Source organism: Nocardia speluncae NBRC 108251 (assembly GCF_001613245.1).
Lineage (GTDB): Bacteria > Actinomycetota > Actinomycetes > Mycobacteriales > Mycobacteriaceae > Nocardia > Nocardia speluncae.
In genome coordinates this window covers 65,915-84,361 of the sequence record NZ_BDBZ01000016.1, presented here as the reverse complement: position 1 = coordinate 84,361, position 18,447 = coordinate 65,915, and the positions used below count along the sequence as shown (strand labels likewise).

The following is an 18,447-nucleotide window of genomic DNA, read 5'->3' as shown; positions in this document are numbered from 1 at the left end:
CGCACCGGTGGCCTGGAAATGGTCGAGACTGCGTCGATACCATTCCTGCGCGCGGTCGAGGTCGCCGCGGCGTTCGGCGAGGAAACCGCGGATCTTCCAGCCGATTCCCGCCCGGTGCGCCTGTCCGGTCCGCTCGTAATATCGCTGGCTGGCCTCGGCGAATTCCTCGGCCTCGTCGAGCCGGTCCAGGCGCAGGAATATCTGGGCCAGGTTCTGCTGGGTGTCGGCGAGGGCGCTGTGGTTTCCGGCCTCGGTGAACGCCGTCAGTGCCTGCCGCGCGAAATCCACGCCGAGATCGCGGCGGCCGGTTTCGAAGTAGGTGCCGGCCAGGTTCATCAACGGATAACCGGCCAGCTCGGGAGCGAACCGAAGCGCGGCGTTCAGGGATTCGGTGGCGATATCGATCGCACGGCTCCATTGGGCGCGGTGGGTCGCCACCGCGCCCAATGAGATCAGGCACGATACGCGCAGGACGCCGAGCTCGTCCGCGTCGGCGAGCAGCGTGCGGGCTTGTTCCAGCGCTTCCTGCGCCTCGTCCAGGGCGCCGAGGTGTTGCAGGGCCTGCGAATAGTTGATCAGTGCAGAGGCCCGCTTCTCGACGGCATCACCGGGGATCTCGCCGAGCGCTGCCCGGTATCGGGCCACGGCGCCCTCGTGGTCGCCGAGTTCGTCGTACATACTGGCGACGTTGACAAGAGCGCTGGTCCGGACACCGTCGGTAGTGGTGTCCACGGCGTGCTCGAAAATGCGCAGCGCCTCGGTGAGATCGCCGCGCTCGTGCGCGGCGGCACCCTCGTACAGGAGTTCCAGGCCGGGCGGCTGATTCTCGGTTCCGCTCATCTCAGAAATCCGAATCCTCCACTGCCGCAGCTATTTCCGATTCCAGCGGCGCGATATCGGCGAGCGGGTGAACGGTCGGCGGCGCGGCGGAGTAGCCGGATTCACCAGTTGCGGGGTGTCCGGCGGCGCCGGGCGAAACCGCCCCGGACCAGGTCGCGGCCAGCCGGAGCCTGGTGCGCGCCAGCTCCCGCACCCTCCGTCGCTGCTCCGCATCGGCTGCCGCATCCGGAATTCGGTGCGCGGCAGCACCGGCCGGCGCGCTGGGCCCCACACCCGGCACATAGATCTCGATGCCCCGCACCGAATCCGCCGGTTCCGCGGCCTCGCCCGACCAGGCGTCACCGCTGAATTCCAAGGCGATGTCGAGGAATCCGGCCGGCGTATGAATCAGGGCGTGGGGTCGCAGGTAGCCGGGCAGATCCGCCGGGACTCCGGCGGCGGCGACCGCGCGCACCCGGACAACTGTGCTGCTCGCCGCCCGGAACAACTCCCACGACACGGCACGCTCGGACGCATCGACCACGCCGGCCGGGCAATACCGCCAATCCCAGCCGCCCGTACCGCGCTCGAGCACGAGGTCCGCCCCCCGGGTGGATGGGTTCGGCCCTGCGGCAAGTGCGTACTCGTCGGCACGTCCTGTGGCCCACTCGCCTGCTCCCGTGTCCCAGCCGATGTCTCGATCGCCGGTGCGGCCGGCAGAAATCTCTTCGATGCCGGTGACCGGCGCAGAGTCCGCGCCGTCGACCACACTTTCGCAGAACTCCGTCAGCTCGGCTATCTCGCTGCCCAGCAGTGCCGGGTCCAGTGCGGCGATATCGTCGACGGTCGAGGCAGGCCACCAGTGCGCCGCCCAGTGGGCGTAGGCGAGCCGGCGAACCGCCGACGCGAGATCGGGGTTTCCGGGCCCGGCAGCACTATCGACCGGCTCGGTGTACGCGTCGGCGGCGAGTGCGACCTCGGCGCCGTAGAGCGCCCACAGCCATTCCTGCGCGGTGTCGAGATCGTGCAGGGTCGCCGCCGGAACTCGCTGCCCCGCCGTCAGGCTCCAGGTGAGATGACCGCCCGCGACCTCGAGGACCGCCGTATCGACGCCCGGTTCGGAATCGGCCGTGCCGGGAGCTGCGGGTGGGCCGATGAGCCACAAATCCGGTGCTGATCGCCGGATACGCACCATATCGACCATCAGACAGCCCTCGATTCGGCCATCGCCGAGCCGGATCCGGACGCCTGCGTGCTCAGAACCTTGCGGACACGGGTGCGGTGATCGAGCACCACCGACCGGGCGATTCCGTCCAGCAGGTCCCAGAGTTCGTCCGGCTCGGCGACCGGCAGTTCCCGCACATCGCGCCCGTGCAACCGAACCCACAGCCTCCGCAGGTAGGGCCGCCACGGGGTACGCAGTTCGGCCGCGATCGCGGCGAGTGGATCACCGTCGCCGGTGACGGGGTGGATCGCCAGCCGCCGCGCCTGTAGGACGTAGGCCTCCCGCTGCCACCGACTGTTGATCAGGCGGTGGGCGGCCGTTTCCGGTACCCCGCCCGCCGAGGACTGCGGGCCCGCCGATGTGGTGATCGGTGTCAGCCCGAGCGCCAGCTCCACGCCCATCGCGGCGGTGACCCGCAAGGATTCGCCGAGCAGTGCCCAGGGCGCGCAGCTTCTGGTGATCTCGGCGGTCACCAGTTCGGGAATCGGTGGCAGGTCGGCGCGTTCGGTCGACACCTGGAGGACCGTGAATACCCGCTCGTAAACGGTGCGGTCGAACGGCAGGCCCAGCGCCGCGGTCGAGGCCGACGAACCCAGCTCGGGACGGCACGGAACAGGGTTTTCGGTGAGCCCGAGCACATTCGCGTCATACCGCGAATCGGATGCGACGGCAGCCCTGCCCACTCGGCCCGACTCACGCACGCCCGACTCACGCACGCCCGACTCACGCACGCCCGACTCACGCACGCCGATGCGCTGCACGGGTGCAGCGGTCGGCTCGGTAACAGAGCCGACCCGAGTGTTCTCGCGTGCCGCGCCGCCCGCGCCCACCGCCGAGCGATCACCGCTCTCCAGCCACAACTCGATACCCGTATGCGTTCCGGTGCGCGTATCGATCAGCCGTTGCCACAACAGCCGTCCGGGTGCAGTATCGCCTTCCAACCGGGTCGCGACCGCGAACTCCAGGAGTTGCCGTAGTTCGCCGCTGTATTCAGGCGCGACCGGCGGCGGCGCCGGCCGGCCGGCCCATGCCGCTTCCAGCAGCCGGTCCAGTTCGGCGGCCCGCACGGGATCGGTGAGATGGTCCTTCAACGCCTGGGTGGTTCGACCGGCGGTGAAGCCGTGGACCTCCCGCAGCACGGCCTCGGCGCGTAACCGGTCGCGCTGCGGGTCGGGACGGCCGCGGGTGGCGGCGAGTTCGAAACTGCGCTGGAAGTACAGGTCTTGGGCGTTGCCCTCGGTAATCCGCAGCTCACGCCGGACCTGTTTGAGGAGCGTGAACCAGGCAGCCGCTGCCCGCAGCGTATCGGCGTGGTCGTGGATCCGGGCCGCCAGCAGGGCCGCTCCGTCGGCGGACAGGACCGCGCCCGCGCAGCTCGGATACTGGACCGGCCGGATCACGAGCGGGTCCAGTATCAGTTTCACGGTGCGGCGCAGCGGCCCGCCCTGGGGCCCGCTCAACGCCTGCACACCCTCGAGACCGCGCCACACCTCATCGAGCACCATGGCCCGCGGTCGTCGCATGAGCCCAGGTTATCGGAGTTCAGGGCGGTGCGCGGCGGCGAAAGTTGGGATCGGTAGGTGAGCGCGGGTTCCTAACTTTGCTCTCGGGCGGCCGATCGAGCCGCGACACCGAGAGAACAGGATCCACCATGAACACCATGCTCTTCCGTATCGGCGCCGCCGTCCTCGCCGCCTCCACCATCGCGCTGACCTCCGCCTGCGGTGACGATGCCGCGAGCAGTACGGCCACCACGGTCGCCGATGCCCCGGCCACGGAGTCCGCCGCCCCGGCAGGCGAAGCCGGCGGGGATTCGAAGGCTCTGGTCGACGGGAAGGCCCTCACCGCCGATTTCGACACCACCTGCGCGAAGGAGGGCAACACGCTGGCGCTGGCGCTCACCGATACCGCCAACGAACAGTACGGCCAGTTGAGTGTCAGCGCGAGCATCGTCGACGACACCACAGTGCAGGCCGTGGCGATCGCGGGCAGCCAGGGCGGGTCCGACGGAATGCCGTACGCCGTCGGTTACGGCAACGGTCAGCCGGGCGGTTCGGCGCAGGTCAGCAAGGACGGTGACACCTACACCGTCACCGGTGAGGGGATCAGCGCACCCGATATGGCGAACCCGATGGCCGGCCCGGCCACCGCGAAGTTCGACATCACCTTCGCCTGCTCCGACATCATCGGCTGACGTGCTGCGGACATCGGGCTCCCCGTCGCCCCCGCACCCACAGGGTGTCCGGGCGCGACGGGGTGGCCCGGTATCCGGACCACGATCCACACAGGAGTAACCAGGTTCCGTACCGTCCCGGCGTCGTACAGCTGGATCTGTCCGGTGACGGCGCGGCCGCGCAGCGTGTCATCGCCTCGACGGGATCGCGACGCGAAACGGGCCGCGCATCACTGCCAGACCCGGCAAGTCACCAAGAATCACCCGGTGTGGCGGTCCGATGCCGACGGATCCGCGGCCTAACCGTTCAGGCCGGAGGTGCACATGGATCCACAGCGCTGATGATCCAGCTGGTCGATCGGACGGTAGGGCTATCGCGGCGACTTCGAGGTACGACCTCGGCTGTACGGAGCTTCTTCCTGACGCGTCGTTCTCGTCGCCACCCCCTCGTGAGCTGCGAGATATTACCGATCCAGGCTCACTCTGGGTCGGTACGCCGTTGGCGTGACCTGTTCTCTGATTCCGTATCATCCCCTCGGCCTCGCCTCCCGAACGAAAAGCTCCAGCTCCAGAGATGACTCCGCCGACACAACGGTGCATTGCCATATAGGATTGTTCCTATATAGGATGGACACCATGTCGCTGTATGCGGTCGAGATCGAGCCGGAAGTCGCCGACTGGCTCCGTTCCCTACCGGACCGGGATTTCGGTCGTGTCGATACATATGTCGGCATACTGGCGGAGCAAGCGGAGACACTCGGAGAGCCCTGGTCGCGAAACCTCGGTGACAAATTGCGAGAACTGCGTTTCCACCTGCACCCGCTGGAAATGCGTGTGACATATTGGCTTGCGCCGGGCCGACGAGTGATCTTGCTGACGGTGTTTCGTAAAACCAAGATGCGAGAGACAGCCGAGGTCGACAGGGCGAAGCTGCTCCGCAAAGTATGCGAGGCGGAACATACCCACGCCCGATCCAGCTTCAACAGAGAGGTGAACGGCGATGGCTGAACACGAGTCCATGGATGATCTGCGGCGCGAGCGCTTCGCTCGCGCGGACTTCAACGCTGCGGAATACGAGGCAGGTCGAGAAGAAGCCCGGCTCGCCGTCGAGTTCGCAAACGCGATACGTGAGCGACGCCTGGAACTCGGGTTGACCCAGAATGATGTCGCCGAGCGTGCGGGACTGCATCAGCCGGACGTCTCGCGCCTCGAATCCGGTGGCGGTACTCCGACCATCGGCATGCTCGAACGTTTGGCGTACGCCCTGGAGTTGCGCTTCGTCGCACGGTTCGAAAAACCGGACGCGGCCTGAGACTGGATGCCACAGCGGCACCTCACCGCCTCGGTAGGGCTCCGACTCGCGCGACGCTGACGTGTTGTGTCGATGCTCAGGTCTTCACAGATCACATGGCCAACGTCTAGGTGACCATCCGGTCATGAGGTGCGGGTTCGTCCCGGTCCCGGACATCCAACTCGCCCTGCAGCCGCTGCGCTGGCTCGCCGTAGGTGAGGATCGCGGATTTCCAGCTCATCCCGATGGGCAAGGCGGCTCTCGGCAGGGGCATCAAACCGGTGAGCACTGTTGAAAACCACTCCTGACGACATGGTTCGATCCTGCCGATCAGCACACCGTCAACTACTCGGAGTTTCCGGACGTCACTGATAGGTGCGGGTTCGGGCCCGGTAGGCGGTGTCCATGCTGCTGCGGAGTTGGCGCAGGATTTCGTCCGGAGGGCCCGGGGCGACGGTGAAATCGTCGGTGTTGTGGTTGTGGAGTAGGTAGCGGCCGTCGTCCGGGTAGTCGAGCCAGAGGAAGGCGTAGCCGTCGCCGGTGGGGCGGGTGTCGATGGTGTATCCGGGGTAGACCGTGATTTCGCCGGTGCCGGCGCGGGGGCGGCGGAAGAAACGTTGCATATCTTCGAGGGGCGAGAGCTGCGTCGGGTGGCGGGAATACACGGGGGCGTTCAGGTCGGCGCGGCGGGCGCGGAGGGGAAGGTGGCTGCCGGTCGCGGCCCGGGGCAGCCCCGCGACCAGGCGGGGGGCCAGCTCGTTGCTGCGGAGCCGGGTGAGGACGATGTCACCACCGGTTTTCGGTTCCGGCCCGGGTAACTGCGTGGCCAGCACAGCGGTTCGGCCGACGACACCGGCGTGCATCCGGATCGCGGCGTTCTGCTGCGGGCCGTGCACTCCGTAGATTTCCACCCGGATCTCCGGTTCCAGGAGCACGGTGAGCGCCTGGTAGAGCGGTTCGCCGAACACTGGCTGCAACCGGCGTGCGCACTGCTGCCGGAAACGCTGGAAATCGTCGTCGTGCTCCATCCGGGGCGGCAGGTACTCCAGCGGATACGGCAACCGGTCGCGACCCATCACCTCGAGCGCCAGCGTGAAATCGTAACCACCCAACTGCCAACGGGATTCGCTCATGTGGCATCCATTGCGCAGGAAGGCGCCCCGTGGTCGCGCTGCGCTCCCACCCGCGGCCGCGACTCGCTCATCCGCCGATCACCCCGCCCGGCGGAAGCACCCGGGGCTGATCACCGAGCAGTTCGGTGGAACGATCCTGCACGAGATAGTCGGGGATCTTGTGATCGTCGTCGTCTTCCCCGCGACCGCGTTGCCCACCGGCACCCATCATGCCGGGCATCCCGGACATTCCGCGAGTGGCCGCGACCGGGCTACCGGCACGGGCCGCAGGCCCACCGGCCTGATTCGGGGCGCCGGGTGAACCGCTGACCGTGCGGCCCGGGGCTCCGGGAGGCTGTTGCCCACCCGGGGCGCCGAGCATCGGGGCGCCGGAGGTAGTACTCGGTGATCCGGGCGTGGTAGTGCTCGGCCGGCCGGCCGGCTCTTCCAGCGGCACAGTGTTCGCCGGGGTCGTAGTGGTCGACGGGGTGGTCGACGACGGAATTTCGGCACCGGCGGGGCCGGCCCCCTGCGGGGTCTCCTGGCCGGGAGCAGCCGGTTCCTGCGGGTTCGCGCCGGGCGGGTTCGTCCCGGCTGGGTTGCTGCCGTTCGTGTTGGTACCGGCGGGGTTCTGCGTTCCGCCGGGCCCGACCGGCTGCTGTGGTCCCGGGCCCCCGCCGATTGGGCTTTTCGTCACGGGCAGCACAGGGGTTTTGGTATCGACTGCCGTGACACCCGGCTGATAGAACTCGATCATCAGATCCTGGGCCTGCGCCTGCGCTTCGTTGGCGCGATGCTTTGCGGCCTTGATAACACCGTTGCCGGGTATATGCCCCACGAATTCGTCGAACCCGGACACCTCGACCGGCGGGACGATCGACATCTTGGTCTGGGCGAGGTAACCCTGCATGAGATCGATACCGTTGGCGACCATTTCGAAGGTCTTCACGAGCTTCTGCGCTTCCGCGGTGTATGCCCGCGTACCGTCGATTGCGGCGGCCGCGGACTGGCCGCCCCATTTCTCGGTGACGGAGGCGTCCACGTTCTTACCAAAGGTCTCCAATGAGCTGAACAGATCCTCGGTGAGCCGCCGCCAGCCGTCAGCACCGGCATTGATACCAGCGGAATCGACAGCCGAACGCTCAGCGGTGCCGTTCAACCCCTCCCAGATCTGCTGATGGGTCCAGGTTTTGAACGCCTCCTTGGTTGCCGTGGCCGGGGCGTACTCGCCGTCGAAACCTTGACCGACCCGGGTCAGTTCGCCGTTGATATGGGCCCGGTCACCACTCCACTCCTGTTCGGCCGCGCCCGCAGCATCGGTGGCACGGTTCCGGTTATCAGTGGATTCGCTGTAGTTGTTCAGTATTTCGGGGATGCCGTTGGCAATTGCGCTGAGTGCGTCATTGATCTCGGTGAGAAAACCTAGCGACATCAGCGGACCCCTTCCCCGGCGGCAGTGGTCTGGGAGGAGTTCTGCTGATCGGTTTCGGTGAGTTCTCCGATCATGGCGGCGTAGGTATCGCGCATGGTTTCGGCAATCGCAATCAGCCCCTCGAGCCTGGCGACCGCCGAATCGTCGTTCTCACCGCCGGTGGCCTTGAGCTCGAACTTCTTCTGCATATCCAGCGCGGACGGCAATCCGCCGTAGCCCGATAAACGCCCGAGACTCGTCGCGTCATCAAGATACCGCCGTAAGTCGGTCAGTAGAGTTTCGCACTCGCGACGCAGGTCCGAACCGAGGTCGTATTCGATACTCACCGCACCCTCGATTGCCTGCTGTTTCAGGTTCTGCCACTGTGCCAGTTGGTCACTCATGCGCCGGGTCTTCCTGGGTCCGCCGGTTGGTTATTTCGGGAGATGCGGTTCGAATTCCGCTGCGTACTCGCCGGAAATCTCGCAGATATCCCGTGTCCAGTCGTCCGCGTCGAACCAGGACGCTTTGATCTCGAACATGCCCTGCTCGGCTTCGAAGGATGTGTAGCAGGCCTTTCCGGGAGTTTCGGCCCGATCCTTGGATTGAAGAGCGGCCCGGGGACCAACCGTGGTTTCGACCTTGTCGATCAAGTTGTCGTTAGCACGAGCATCGTCGAGGGTGTGTGATGTGGACATGACAGTGACGCGGACCAGCGCGTCGGGTTGCTCCCAGGCACAAACACGCCAGCTGGTTGCCCCCTCCGGCGCATCGGTCACCACCCGCTCAGTCGATGCATCCAATCCGATTTCGGTCAACAGCTGATCCGACAGCGAGGTGCACGGGTTGAAAACCTCGACGACCTCAGTGGGCGTCGGCATGGTGGTATCAGTGGCGGTCCCCCCGGTACTCGATGCGCACCCGGTGGCCAAAGCCGCTGCGATCGCCGCGACAAGCGTGACGCGGACGAAGTCGGCGGTTCGCATGGATCTCCCCTGTGTTGATGCGGCGGATTGCCCCGCCATTACTATAAGACGCGCCAGCGGGCTCGGCGGTTCCACCCGATTCCGGCGACCTCATGGTCCTGGCAGACGACCTGTTATGAAGGCCGAGCGCCGGCCACGTCAGTGAGCTCGCTGCCTCGGCCGTTGCGCTGATCCTTTGCGTTGTGGCCAGTACACCGCCGTGTATGCCCGGCCCCCACCGACGGAGGACCGGACGGATCACGGTCGACCGTTCCGTACCCAGGCCAGGAACTCATCCCACGCGGTGGCATCAAACAACAGCGCGGCCCCAGCCCGGCATTTGCTGTCCCGGATACCGACAGCTCCCCTGGCAAGGTGAGCAACCTCGACGCAGTCTCGATCCGGCCCACTGTACGAACTCTTGAACCACTGGCTCCGGGCCGGATCGTTGCTCACCCCGCGAACTCCTTCACCACACCCGAGACCAGCTCCCTGGTCTCGTCTTCGTTCAAAGCTACACGTTCGATCTCACGGAGAGCGCCCTGATACAACGAGATCTCTCCTGCACGTTCGAGGTAGAGACTCCCAGCGAATCCCTCCACATACACGACCGGTGGCTCCGCGATCTTCGTATTCGAAGGAACCGGGAATCGAAAGAGTACGAATGATCGGGCGATGAGCCCCATCGGACTACGCGCCATAAAAGGCACGACGCGGAGGGAGAAAGCCGGCAATTCGGTCATCGCTCGCATATGCAGAAGTTGCTCTGCCATGATTCCGGCGCCTCCGATACCGTGCCGCAGCACAGCCTCCGAGAGCAGCACTGTCATACGGCATCCGGTGCCTATCAACTGTTCCTGGCGCGTAGTCGCGAGTTCGATCCTGCGCTCGACATCATCAGTGGACCAGTCGGGATGAGCCGCCCAGAGAAGTGCGCGCCGGTATCCAGGGGTCTGCAACAAGCCTGGAAGAAGCGTCACCTGCCATGAAGTGATATGACAGGCTGCGGATTCCAGCGCAAGGTAATGGTTGAAATCCGCAGGGATCTGGTCGGTGTAAGCCCTCCACCAGCCGGCTCCGTTCTGCTTCACCGTCCGTGAATCCTGTAGCAGATCCAGCAGGAACCGGCGTTCCTCGTCCGAGGCTCCATACCGGTCGCACAGCCCGTTGATCTGCAACGTTGTGGGCCGGGAGGCGTGCCCGTCTTCCAGGCGGCCGATCGTCTGCGGGCTCACCTCGATCGCGCGCGCCGCGGCGGCCTGGTTGGTGCCGCTGCGTTCCCGCAGCCGGCGGAGTTCGCGGCCGAGTGCTCGTTTCGGGAGTGTGGATCCACCCGCCATCTTATTACCTTTCCTAATTATCGAATTCCGTTGTGGAACACTCCGGCCCGGAACGCGCTACCGGAAGCGGCCCGGCACGGATGCCGGGCCGATCAGGGCAGGAATCTCCACCGAGGCGGTTCCACCAAGCGCACTGTTCCGGTCTACTGATTTCGCGCCCGGCGCAGGAAATCCCCCGAAACCCATTGGGTAACACCGGTTCCACAATCTGGAGCATTGTGGAACCGGTGGTCCGATCGCGGCCGCTACTCCCTATCGGACCCTGCGCCGGGCTGCATCCCATCGCCTCTTCAGGAAAGGCGGAGCCATGCCCGTTGCGATCGTATACCTGAACAAAAGTCTTTGTGGCGCAATACAACAGCATCTCGAAACCGAATGCCGCGATTTCGCCCGCGCCCACGGATTCGCCATTGCCCGGGTGGTGCTGGAATCCGGTGTGGATGTGCTGCCGTGGACATTACGGAAATCGGATCTACTCGGCGGCGACGCAATTGTGACACCGACCGTGGAACATATCGGCTTCCGCGCTCCGGTCGTGCTCGAGCGGTGCGCCCTGATGATCGTCCACCCTTACGGGTGGTACCGCCGCGGTGAAGTGGACCAGTGGATACCGGCGACGCCCGAGGTCTTTCGGTGATCGATCACGAAACCGGCCGGACCAGCGATATTTCCCCTTCCACACTCGGCGCCCAGCCGACAGCTATCGGCTATCTCCGCACCGATCTGTGCAGTTACCGCGGATTCGTCACCGCCCGCCTCCGGTTGACCGCCATCGCCCACGGCTACCGGCTGCGCTGGCTGGTCGAACTCCCGGCCTACCCCAGCGCGGACCATCTCACAACACTGCGCACCACGCTGGATCGGACCGCCGCCGACGCGGTGATCATCGTGTCGGCGGCACACCTACCCGGCCGGCAGTTTCGCGCCTTGCGTGCGATGACACCGGTGATCGTGGACAGCACCGTGCTCCCGAAAACCGCCGGACCTCTCGCACGCCTGCGCGCGCTTCTCTGCTCGAGGCTGCCGCCCTGTCGAATCAGTGAGTGGGCACGGTGGCGCCGCTACAACGCTGCGACGGCGGCGACGAAACGGTCCATCTCCTCGTAGCCGACGAAGCAGTGCGGGGAGGCACGGACCACCGAATCCAGACCGCGGGCCGACATATCGAGCAGAGTCGAACCCGCATGGCTGACCGTCACAGTGATGTCGGAGTCCCGGAGGCGATCGCGCACATCGACAGGGGCAACACCCTCGACGGTGAACGAAACGATTCCACTGTGGTCCACACCCAGATCCCGCACCGTCACCCCCGGCAAGTCGCCGAACGCGCCCCGCAGATAATCGGCGCGCTCGGCGATCGCGGCATAGACCTGGTCGGGTCCGAGATCGAGAAGATAGCGTACGGCCGCACCCAACCCGAGCCGGGCTGCCACATCGTGCTCCCAGAATTCGAAACGGGAGGCGTCCGGCGCCATCCGGTATTCGTCCGGGGCGATCCATGCGGCGCTGTGCAGATCGAGCCGGCCGGGTTCCAGCGAGGCCGCCAATTCGGGTCGCAGATAGAGGAACCCGGTGCCGCGGGGGCCGCGCAACCATTTCCGTCCGGTAGCGGACAGCGCGTCTACGCCCAGTTCGGTGACGTCCAGGGGGAGCTGCCCGGCGGATTGGCAGGCATCGAGTACGACCAGTGCGCCACCGGCTCGCGCGATCCGCGCGGCCGCGGCCACCGGATTCACCAGGCCACCGTTGGTGGGCACATGCAGCAGCGAAACCAGCCGCACCCGTTCGTCCATCATCGCGTCGAGAGCTTCGATATCGATCCGGCCCTCGGCGTCATCGGGGATCTGCTCCACCCGGGCGCCGGTGGCGCGGGCGCGCTGGAGCGCGGCGATGGCGTTGCTGGCGTAATCGGCGCCCGAGATGAGGATCCTGTCGCCGGGGCGCAACGGCACCGCGTAGAAGAAGTCGGACCAAGCGCGGGTCGCGCTGTCGCTGAGGGCGATGGTGCCGGGGGTCGCGTTGATCAGCTCCCCGATCACCGTCTTGACCCCCGCCAGGTCGTCGAGCCGTTCGCTGGCGGCCCGGTAACCTCCGATCTCCGCCTCCCGGCGCAGATGACCGATCACGGTTTCGGTGACCACCCGCGGCGGGAGCGAGGACCCCGCGCTGTCCAGAAAAACGGCGCCGTTTCCGACGCCGGGCGTATCCGCGCGTACTCGCTGCTCATCGACCATATCCCCGACCCTAGTGCCGATTCCGTGACAAGTTCGCGCTCAAAATGTGTCTGCGCCCGTCGCTACGCTGGATTCCACGCATAAACCGCACCACCGAGAAACCCCCATGGAGGTTGGTATGGCGGTCACCCTCGAACATCCGGATTCGACCAGAGACTCATCCCCACACCCAGCGCTCAGCAGCCGCGCGGCGGCCGAAGCGTATCTCGGCGGCGTCTGTTTCAAACTGGGCCCGCCGATGCTCATCGGCGCCGAACTCGAATGGTTCACCGTCTATCGCCCCGGTACCGCAGCGAGCCGCAATTCGCGGCAGAGTTCGTTCACCGGCCGCCGTCCCACCGCTGCTCTCCTCGCGCAGGCCCTCGGCCCGCACGCACCCCACTCCATCGCCTCCGATTCCCCCGCCGAGCCGCTGTCCGGCGGCAGCCGGGTCACCGTCGAACCCGGCGGGCAGATCGAACTCTCCAGCATCGCCGTCCCCGACCCCGCCGACCTGTGCGCCCGCCTCGGCGCCGACTACCGGCGCCTGCACGAACTCCTCGGTTCCCGGTCGATCGGGATGGTTTCCGCCGCCGCCGACCCGGCTCGCGCACCCCGCTGCCAGTTACGGCTTCCGCGCTATCAGGCCATGGAACACTATTTCGGCCGGATCGGCCCGTTCGGCCGGCTGATGATGAGCAATACCGCGGCCGCGCAGGTCAGCGTCGATATCGGCGCCGACCGAGCCGAGCTCACCGCCCGCTGGACGGCCCTGCACACTCTCGGGCCGGCACTGGTGGCGGCTTTCGCATGCTCCCCCGTTCTGCGCGGCGCCCCGTCCGGCGAGTGGGCCTCGCAACGTATGCGCACCTGGTTGCATCTGGACCCCGCCCGCGCGTGTCCCCCGGTCACCGACTGGACGGATCCGGTGACCGGCTATGCGCGCTGGGCGCTGGACGCGCCGCTGCTGTGCGTGCGCCGCGCCGAGACGGGTCCGGACTGGCGGGCGCCCGATGGGGCCACGTTCGACGATTGGCTCGCGGGCGGTCTGGATGACGAAATCGGGCGCCGGCCGGATATCGGCGATTTGCGATACCACCTCACCACCCTGTTCCCGCCGGTGCGCCCGGCCGGATACTTCGAGGTCCGCTACCTCGACGCCCAACCCGGCGACGGCTGGAAGGTGCCGATAGCTGTGCTGCACGCCCTGCTGTCCACCCCGGCCGCCGTCGCCGATGCCACTGCCGCCGCGGCCGGCACCGCGGGCCGCTGGCTGGACGCCGCACGCCACGGTCTCGCCGATCCACAGCTACGCGCCGCCGCGGTCGCGCTGCTGGAAGCAGCCATAGCGCACAGCCGAACCCCCGCTCCGGAGCTGCTTGCAGCGCTGCGCCGGTGCTCTGCCGGCGCACAGCCGGTGGGGACGGTATGAGCACCGGCGGCGCGCAGCGTGCAGGCTCGGCGCCGGCCCGCTCCGCAGTCCTTGCTGCCGCGGGTGGCGCCTACGCCCCCGAGGACACCCGAACCTTGCCGTCGAGCGGAGTGATTACGTGACCACCCAGCATTACACCGATCGATCCGGTACCGAGCGGCTGCGCGAACATATCGCGTCGACGCTACAGCGAGCCCGGCAGCGGACCATTGCGCTCACCGATTCCGTGGACGAGGCCGAACTCGTCGCACAGCATTCCCGGCTGATGAGCCCGCTGGTGTGGGATCTCGCCCATATCGGCAATCAGGAGGAGCTGTGGCTGGTCCGTGATGCCGGCGGCCGCGACCCGGTGCGCGCCGATATCGACTACCTCTACGACGCGTTCGAACATGCCCGGCCGGACCGTCCGCACCTACCGCTGCTGAATCCGGGCGAGGCCCGCGAATACGTGGACACCGTGCGGGAAAAGGTGTGGGATGTGCTCGAACACAGCCCCTTGCAGGGCGACGAGCTGGTCGACGGCGGTTTCGTGTTCGGCATGATCGCCCAGCACGAACAGCAGCACGACGAAACCATGCTGGCCACCCATCAGTTGCGCGCCGGGCCCCCGGTACTGTCCGCGGCGGCACCACCGGTCGCCGACAGCGCGGTGCGCGGGGAAGTCCTGATTCCGGCGGGCGAGTTCACCATGGGAACCTCCACCGACCCGTGGGCCCTGGACAACGAGCGCCCGGCCCACCCCGTGCACGTCCCCGCCTTCGCGATCGACGCCGCCCCGGTCAGCAACGGGCAGTACCTGGAATTCATCGCCGACGGCGGGTACGACCGGCGGGAATTGTGGTCCGAGCGCGGCTGGGAGCATCGGCACGAGGGCGAGCTCACCGCGCCCGGATTCTGGGAACGTGATTCCGCCGGGCAGTGGTGGCGACGCGTATTCGGGGTGCGCCGCCCGGTCCGGCCGCAACAGCCGGTGGTGCACGTGTGCTGGTTCGAAGCGCAGGCCTACGCCACGTGGGCGGGTAAACGCCTGCCCACCGAAGCCGAATGGGAGAAAGCCGCCCGCTACGACCCCGATACCGGCCGCACCCGCACCTACCCGTGGGGCGATACCGAGCCCGGCCCGGCCACCGCCAACCTGGGTCAGCGTCATCTGGAGCCGGCCGATATCGGCGCCTATCCGGCGGGTGCGTCGGCGGCGGGCGTGCATCAGCTCATCGGCGACGTCTGGGAGTGGACCTCCTCGGGATTCCACCCGTATCCCGGGTTCCGCGCCTTCCCCTACCGCGAGTATTCGGAGGTCTTCTTCGGCGGCGACTACCGGGTGCTGCGAGGTGGTTCGTTCGGCACCGACCCGGTCGCCTGCCGCGGTACCTTCCGCAACTGGGATCATCCGATCCGCCGGCAGATCTTCTCGGGGTTTCGGCTGGCCCGCACCCTGGACCCACGGGAGGCATGATGTGCCGTCATCTGGGTTATGTGGGCCCACCGGCATCGGTGGGCGAGCTCCTGCTGCGCGGACCGCATTCGCTGCGCACCCAATCGTGGGCGCCGCGGGATATGCGTGGCGGCGGCACCATCAATGCCGACGGGTTCGGGGTCGCCTGGTGGGGTCCGGCCCCGGCGGCGGTGACCCACTACCGCAATCCCGACCCGATCTGGACCGACCCCGCGGTGGAGGAAGTACTTCCGCTGCTCACCTCCCGTGCCGTCCTGGGCAGTGTCCGGTCGGCCACCGTCGGGATGCCGGTGCAGCGATCGGCGTGCGCGCCGTTCCTGTGGGATCGGTGGGCGTTCAGCCACAACGGGGTGATTCCGCACTGGCGGCCGGTGCTCACCGCCGTCCTGTCCGATCTCGATGTGGCCGCCACCCGCACGGGATTGACCCGCCGCTACGAAACCAGCCACCTACTCGAAGCCGAAGCGCTCACCGATTCCGCCGCGCTGTGGGTGCTGCTGCGCCGCCTGCTCGACCCCGATACCCCGGCGGGTCTCGCCGAAGACCCCGGCACCGCCGTGCGCCTGCTGGTGACCACGGTGCTGCACCATGCGCCCGACGCCCGATTGAACCTGCTGATCGGCGACGGGCGCGCGCTCTGGGCGAGCACCTGCTACCACTCGCTGTCGGCGCTGGTCACCGACGATTTCGCGATCCTGTCCTCCGAACCGTACGACGACGATCCGCGGTGGCAGTCGCTACCCGACCGTGTGGTCGTCCATGCCGAACCCGGCCGGCTGAATATCGAACCACTGGAGCCGGCCGGAGCCACCGCGACAGAGAGTCTGCCATCGTGAACGAACCCACTGTGGAAGTCCACCTCACCGACGCCGACCTGACGGCAGCCCTGCACGCCGACGCCCGGCGCGGTCTCACCGACAGCCCGAAATGGCTGCCGCCCAAATGGTTCTACGATGCTCGCGGTAGTGATCTGTTCGAGCAGATCACGGCCCTGCCCGAGTACTACCCCACCCGCACCGAAAGGGATCTACTGGAGAAGGTCGCGGGGGCGATCGCGCGGACGGCGCAGGCGGAGGTGCTGGTCGAGCTGGGTTCGGGTTCGGCCAGTAAGACCCGCCTGCTACTCACTGCCCTCACCGCCGAAGGGCCATTGAAAACATATGTGCCGCAGGATGTTTCGGAATCGGCACTGCGGTCTTCCGCAGCGGAGGTCGCGCTGGAGTTCCCCGGCCTGGCCGTGCACGGTGTGGTCAGCGATTTCACCGACACCCTGGCAACCCTGCCGCGCGGCGGGCGGCGGATGATCGCTTTCCTCGGCGGCACACTCGGCAATATGGTGCCCGCGGAACGCGCCGAATTTCTCGGCGGTATTCGTGATGTGCTCGAACCCGGGGAACAGCTACTGATCGGTGCAGGATTGGTGGTGGACCCGTCGATCGTGGTCCCCGCCTACGACGACGCCGCCGGTATCACCGCGGAATTCAACCGAAATGTGCTGCACGTCCTCAATACTCGGTTGGGAGCCGATTTCGACCCCGCGGCGTTCGACCATATCGCGCACTGGGATACGAAAAACGAATGGATAGAAATGCGATTGGTGGCCACCGCGGATATGGAGGTCACCGTGGCCGACCTGGACCTCACCGTGCAATTCGCCCGCGGTGAAGAGCTACGCACCGAAATCTCCGCGAAATTCCGTCCCACCGGCCTGGACAGCGAACTCCGCGCCGCGGGCTTCGTATCGGAGCACACCTGGACAGACCCCGACGATCGTTTCGCCCTGACCCTCGCCGCCCGCGTCTGACCGTGGCGTTCAGAAGAGGCCGAGCTTCAGCATCAGGGCGCGGTCCAATTCGGTGAGTTCTCTACCATCGAGGCTGCCTTTGAAGTCGCCCAACCGTTCCGGCGCGACAGTGTAGATCTGATCGGCAAGTATGCGGGTGCGAGTGCCGTCGAGTTCGATCTCGGGCCGGTAGATCGCGGGCCCGGCACTGCCCGACGTCAAGGCGACGATGATCGCACTGGAAGAAAAGCGGTCCGACTGGACGATGACCGCGTACCGGCGCCCCTGCTGTTCGTGCCCCCGGGCTCCCGGTATTCCCTTGATTTCGTAGATCGCCCCCCGAAGGATCACGCCACACCCATAAACCGCTGAATGGCCAGCATCTCGGCCTGATCATCCAGATCTTCGGCGAGGCGTTCCGCATCGGCAGACGCCTGTTGCAGGATGAGTTCCTTGTACGTGTGCAAGAGTGCGTAACGAACCGCTTCCGTCCGGCTCCGATTGGTGCCGGACGTCAGTTCGGCCAACGCGGTTTCCATTGCCTCATCGGTACGTACGTTGAGCGTTCCCATGAAATCGAGCGTAACACAAAATGTGTTACGTAGAGTATCGGCCTGACGCGGCGATCAATCATCGGAGTCCAGGCGTCAGTGCAGCTGGTTCTGCGCGGTTTCCAAACCCACCCGCAGCAGCAGTTCGACCGCGTCGGCCGCCTGCTCGACCACCACGGGCAGCTCTTTACGCTCGGCCGACGCGAACGGTTTGAGCACGAAATCGGCCGGATCCTGGCGGCCGGGCGGGCGGCCGATCCCGATGCGGGTACGCAGATAGTCCTTGGTGGTCAGGGCGCCGGAAATCGAGCGGAGCCCGTTGTGGCCGCCCTCGCCGCCACCGCGTTTCAACCGGACCGCGCCGAACGGCAGATCCAGCTCGTCGTGCACGACGATCACGTCAGTGGGCGGCACGGAGAAGAAGCGGGCCAATGCCGATACCGGCCGCCCCGACAGGTTCATATACGACCGCGGTTTCGCGATCAGCACCTGCCGCCCGTCCAGCCGGGCCTGCAACAGGTCGGTGCCCGACTTCTTGTGGACGGCGAAACGGCCGCCGATCCGCTCCGCGAGCGAATCGGCGACCAGAAAACCCACGTTGTGCCGGGTGCGTTCGTACTCGGGACCCGGATTGCCCAGACCGACGACGAGCGCCGGCACGGTATCGGCCATCGTG

22 protein-coding genes and 2 pseudogenes are annotated in these 18,447 nt (G+C 66.7%); 11 read left to right on the top strand and 13 right to left on the bottom strand.

Annotated features, from left to right (window positions below):
* Position 1 precedes the first annotated feature (1 nt).
* Positions 2 to 119 (top strand): annotated as a pseudogene (locus NS6_RS34790).
* Positions 120 to 192: 73 nt separating this feature from the next.
* On the opposite strand, the pseudogene NS6_RS36540 reads toward NS6_RS34790, so the two are convergent.
* Positions 193 to 336: pseudogene (locus tag NS6_RS36540) on the bottom strand (hypothetical protein); the annotation flags it as partial.
* Positions 337 to 841: 505 nt separating this feature from the next.
* Positions 842 to 2,023: a hypothetical protein gene (locus tag NS6_RS16895; protein ID WP_068042903.1), complete on the bottom strand. Its 1,182-nt coding sequence runs from the start codon at positions 2,021 to 2,023 to the stop codon at positions 842 to 844.
* Between the two features lie 329 nt (positions 2,024 to 2,352).
* Here NS6_RS16895 and NS6_RS36560 point away from each other — a divergent pair, with 329 nt between their 5' ends.
* The 4 genes from NS6_RS36560 to NS6_RS16875 all read left to right on the top strand — a co-directional run bounded on the left by NS6_RS36560 (position 2,353) and on the right by NS6_RS16875 (position 5,529).
* A complete protein-coding gene (locus tag NS6_RS36560) occupies positions 2,353 to 3,021 on the top strand; it encodes a pentapeptide repeat-containing protein (protein ID WP_503826299.1) in 669 nt (222 codons plus the stop codon).
* A gap of 674 nt (positions 3,022 to 3,695) precedes the next feature.
* Positions 3,696 to 4,238 (top strand): lipoprotein LpqH, encoded by a 543-nt coding sequence (locus NS6_RS16885; RefSeq protein WP_068042901.1) that lies wholly within the window; start codon positions 3,696 to 3,698, stop codon positions 4,236 to 4,238.
* A gap of 606 nt (positions 4,239 to 4,844) precedes the next feature.
* Positions 4,845 to 5,225: a type II toxin-antitoxin system RelE/ParE family toxin gene (locus NS6_RS16880; protein ID WP_068042900.1), complete on the top strand. Its 381-nt coding sequence runs from the start codon at positions 4,845 to 4,847 to the stop codon at positions 5,223 to 5,225.
* Positions 5,218 to 5,529: a helix-turn-helix domain-containing protein gene (locus NS6_RS16875; protein ID WP_068042898.1), complete on the top strand. Its 312-nt coding sequence runs from the start codon at positions 5,218 to 5,220 to the stop codon at positions 5,527 to 5,529. The genes NS6_RS16880 and NS6_RS16875 overlap by 8 nt, the downstream gene beginning before the upstream one ends.
* 106 nt (positions 5,530 to 5,635) lie before the next feature.
* Here the strand turns inward: NS6_RS16875 and NS6_RS34770 are convergent, their stop codons facing one another.
* The 7 genes from NS6_RS34770 to NS6_RS16850 all read right to left on the bottom strand — a co-directional run bounded on the left by NS6_RS34770 (position 5,636) and on the right by NS6_RS16850 (position 10,336).
* Positions 5,636 to 5,782, bottom strand: a complete 147-nt coding sequence (locus NS6_RS34770; RefSeq protein WP_157112797.1) for a hypothetical protein — start codon at positions 5,780 to 5,782, stop codon at positions 5,636 to 5,638.
* Positions 5,783 to 5,873: 91 nt separating this feature from the next.
* Positions 5,874 to 6,641 carry an ESX secretion-associated protein EspG gene (locus NS6_RS16870; RefSeq protein WP_068042896.1) on the bottom strand — a complete coding sequence of 256 codons (768 nt, stop codon included), beginning with the start codon at positions 6,639 to 6,641 and terminating at the stop codon, positions 5,874 to 5,876.
* A 67-nt stretch (positions 6,642 to 6,708) separates the two neighbouring features.
* On the bottom strand, positions 6,709 to 8,052 hold the full coding sequence (locus NS6_RS34765; RefSeq protein WP_068042895.1) for a hypothetical protein: 1,344 nt from the start codon (positions 8,050 to 8,052) through the stop codon (positions 6,709 to 6,711).
* Positions 8,052 to 8,435, bottom strand: coding sequence for a hypothetical protein (locus NS6_RS16860; protein WP_068042893.1), 384 nt, complete (start codon positions 8,433 to 8,435; stop codon positions 8,052 to 8,054). Before NS6_RS16860 ends, NS6_RS34765 begins: the two co-directional genes overlap by 1 nt.
* A 30-nt stretch (positions 8,436 to 8,465) precedes the next feature.
* Positions 8,466 to 9,017 carry a DUF3558 domain-containing protein gene (locus NS6_RS16855; protein ID WP_068042891.1) on the bottom strand — a complete coding sequence of 184 codons (552 nt, stop codon included), beginning with the start codon at positions 9,015 to 9,017 and terminating at the stop codon, positions 8,466 to 8,468.
* A 237-nt stretch (positions 9,018 to 9,254) separates the two neighbouring features.
* Positions 9,255 to 9,452: a DUF397 domain-containing protein gene (locus NS6_RS33965; protein WP_084471121.1), complete on the bottom strand. Its 198-nt coding sequence runs from the start codon at positions 9,450 to 9,452 to the stop codon at positions 9,255 to 9,257.
* Positions 9,449 to 10,336: a helix-turn-helix domain-containing protein gene (locus tag NS6_RS16850; RefSeq protein WP_068042889.1), complete on the bottom strand. Its 888-nt coding sequence runs from the start codon at positions 10,334 to 10,336 to the stop codon at positions 9,449 to 9,451. The genes NS6_RS33965 and NS6_RS16850 overlap by 4 nt, the downstream gene beginning before the upstream one ends.
* Positions 10,337 to 10,643: 307 nt before the next feature.
* On the opposite strand from NS6_RS16850, the gene NS6_RS16845 reads away from it, so the two are divergent.
* Entirely contained in the window at positions 10,644 to 10,973 is a 330-nt protein-coding gene (locus NS6_RS16845) for a hypothetical protein (RefSeq protein WP_068042888.1), read from the top strand.
* Entirely contained in the window at positions 10,970 to 11,443 is a 474-nt protein-coding gene (locus tag NS6_RS16840) for a hypothetical protein (protein WP_068042886.1), read from the top strand. The genes NS6_RS16845 and NS6_RS16840 overlap by 4 nt, the downstream gene beginning before the upstream one ends.
* Here NS6_RS16840 and NS6_RS16835 read toward each other — a convergent pair.
* Positions 11,398 to 12,570, bottom strand: coding sequence for an aminotransferase class V-fold PLP-dependent enzyme (locus NS6_RS16835; protein WP_068042885.1), 1,173 nt, complete (start codon positions 12,568 to 12,570; stop codon positions 11,398 to 11,400). The two genes, NS6_RS16840 and NS6_RS16835, sit on opposite strands and share 46 nt — an antisense overlap.
* Positions 12,571 to 12,688: 118 nt before the next feature.
* Here NS6_RS16835 and egtA point away from each other — a divergent pair, with 118 nt between their 5' ends.
* From egtA to egtD, 4 genes are all read left to right on the top strand, one after another.
* Entirely contained in the window at positions 12,689 to 13,981 is a 1,293-nt protein-coding gene (egtA, locus tag NS6_RS16830; RefSeq protein WP_068042883.1) for an ergothioneine biosynthesis glutamate--cysteine ligase EgtA, read from the top strand.
* Between the two features lie 160 nt (positions 13,982 to 14,141).
* Positions 14,142 to 15,437, top strand: a complete 1,296-nt coding sequence (gene egtB / locus NS6_RS16825; RefSeq protein ID WP_157112804.1) for an ergothioneine biosynthesis protein EgtB — start codon at positions 14,142 to 14,144, stop codon at positions 15,435 to 15,437.
* Positions 15,437 to 16,273 (top strand): ergothioneine biosynthesis protein EgtC, encoded by an 837-nt coding sequence (gene egtC / locus NS6_RS16820; RefSeq protein ID WP_068042879.1) that lies wholly within the window; start codon positions 15,437 to 15,439, stop codon positions 16,271 to 16,273. Before egtB ends, egtC begins: the two co-directional genes overlap by 1 nt.
* Positions 16,267 to 17,241: an L-histidine N(alpha)-methyltransferase gene (egtD, locus tag NS6_RS16815; RefSeq protein ID WP_157112803.1), complete on the top strand. Its 975-nt coding sequence runs from the start codon at positions 16,267 to 16,269 to the stop codon at positions 17,239 to 17,241. Before egtC ends, egtD begins: the two co-directional genes overlap by 7 nt.
* 9 nt (positions 17,242 to 17,250) lie before the next feature.
* Here egtD and NS6_RS16810 read toward each other — a convergent pair whose 3' ends face one another.
* The 3 genes from NS6_RS16810 to pth all read right to left on the bottom strand — a co-directional run bounded on the left by NS6_RS16810 (position 17,251) and on the right by pth (position 18,443).
* Complete coding sequence (locus tag NS6_RS16810; RefSeq protein WP_068042875.1) at positions 17,251 to 17,571, bottom strand: type II toxin-antitoxin system PemK/MazF family toxin; 321 nt, start codon at positions 17,569 to 17,571, stop codon at positions 17,251 to 17,253.
* Complete coding sequence (locus NS6_RS16805) at positions 17,568 to 17,792, bottom strand: hypothetical protein (protein ID WP_068042873.1); 225 nt, start codon at positions 17,790 to 17,792, stop codon at positions 17,568 to 17,570. The genes NS6_RS16810 and NS6_RS16805 overlap by 4 nt, the downstream gene beginning before the upstream one ends.
* Before the next feature lie 75 nt (positions 17,793 to 17,867).
* Positions 17,868 to 18,443, bottom strand: a complete 576-nt coding sequence (gene pth / locus NS6_RS16800) for an aminoacyl-tRNA hydrolase (RefSeq protein ID WP_068042871.1) — start codon at positions 18,441 to 18,443, stop codon at positions 17,868 to 17,870.
* Positions 18,444 to 18,447: the final 4 nt, after the last annotated feature.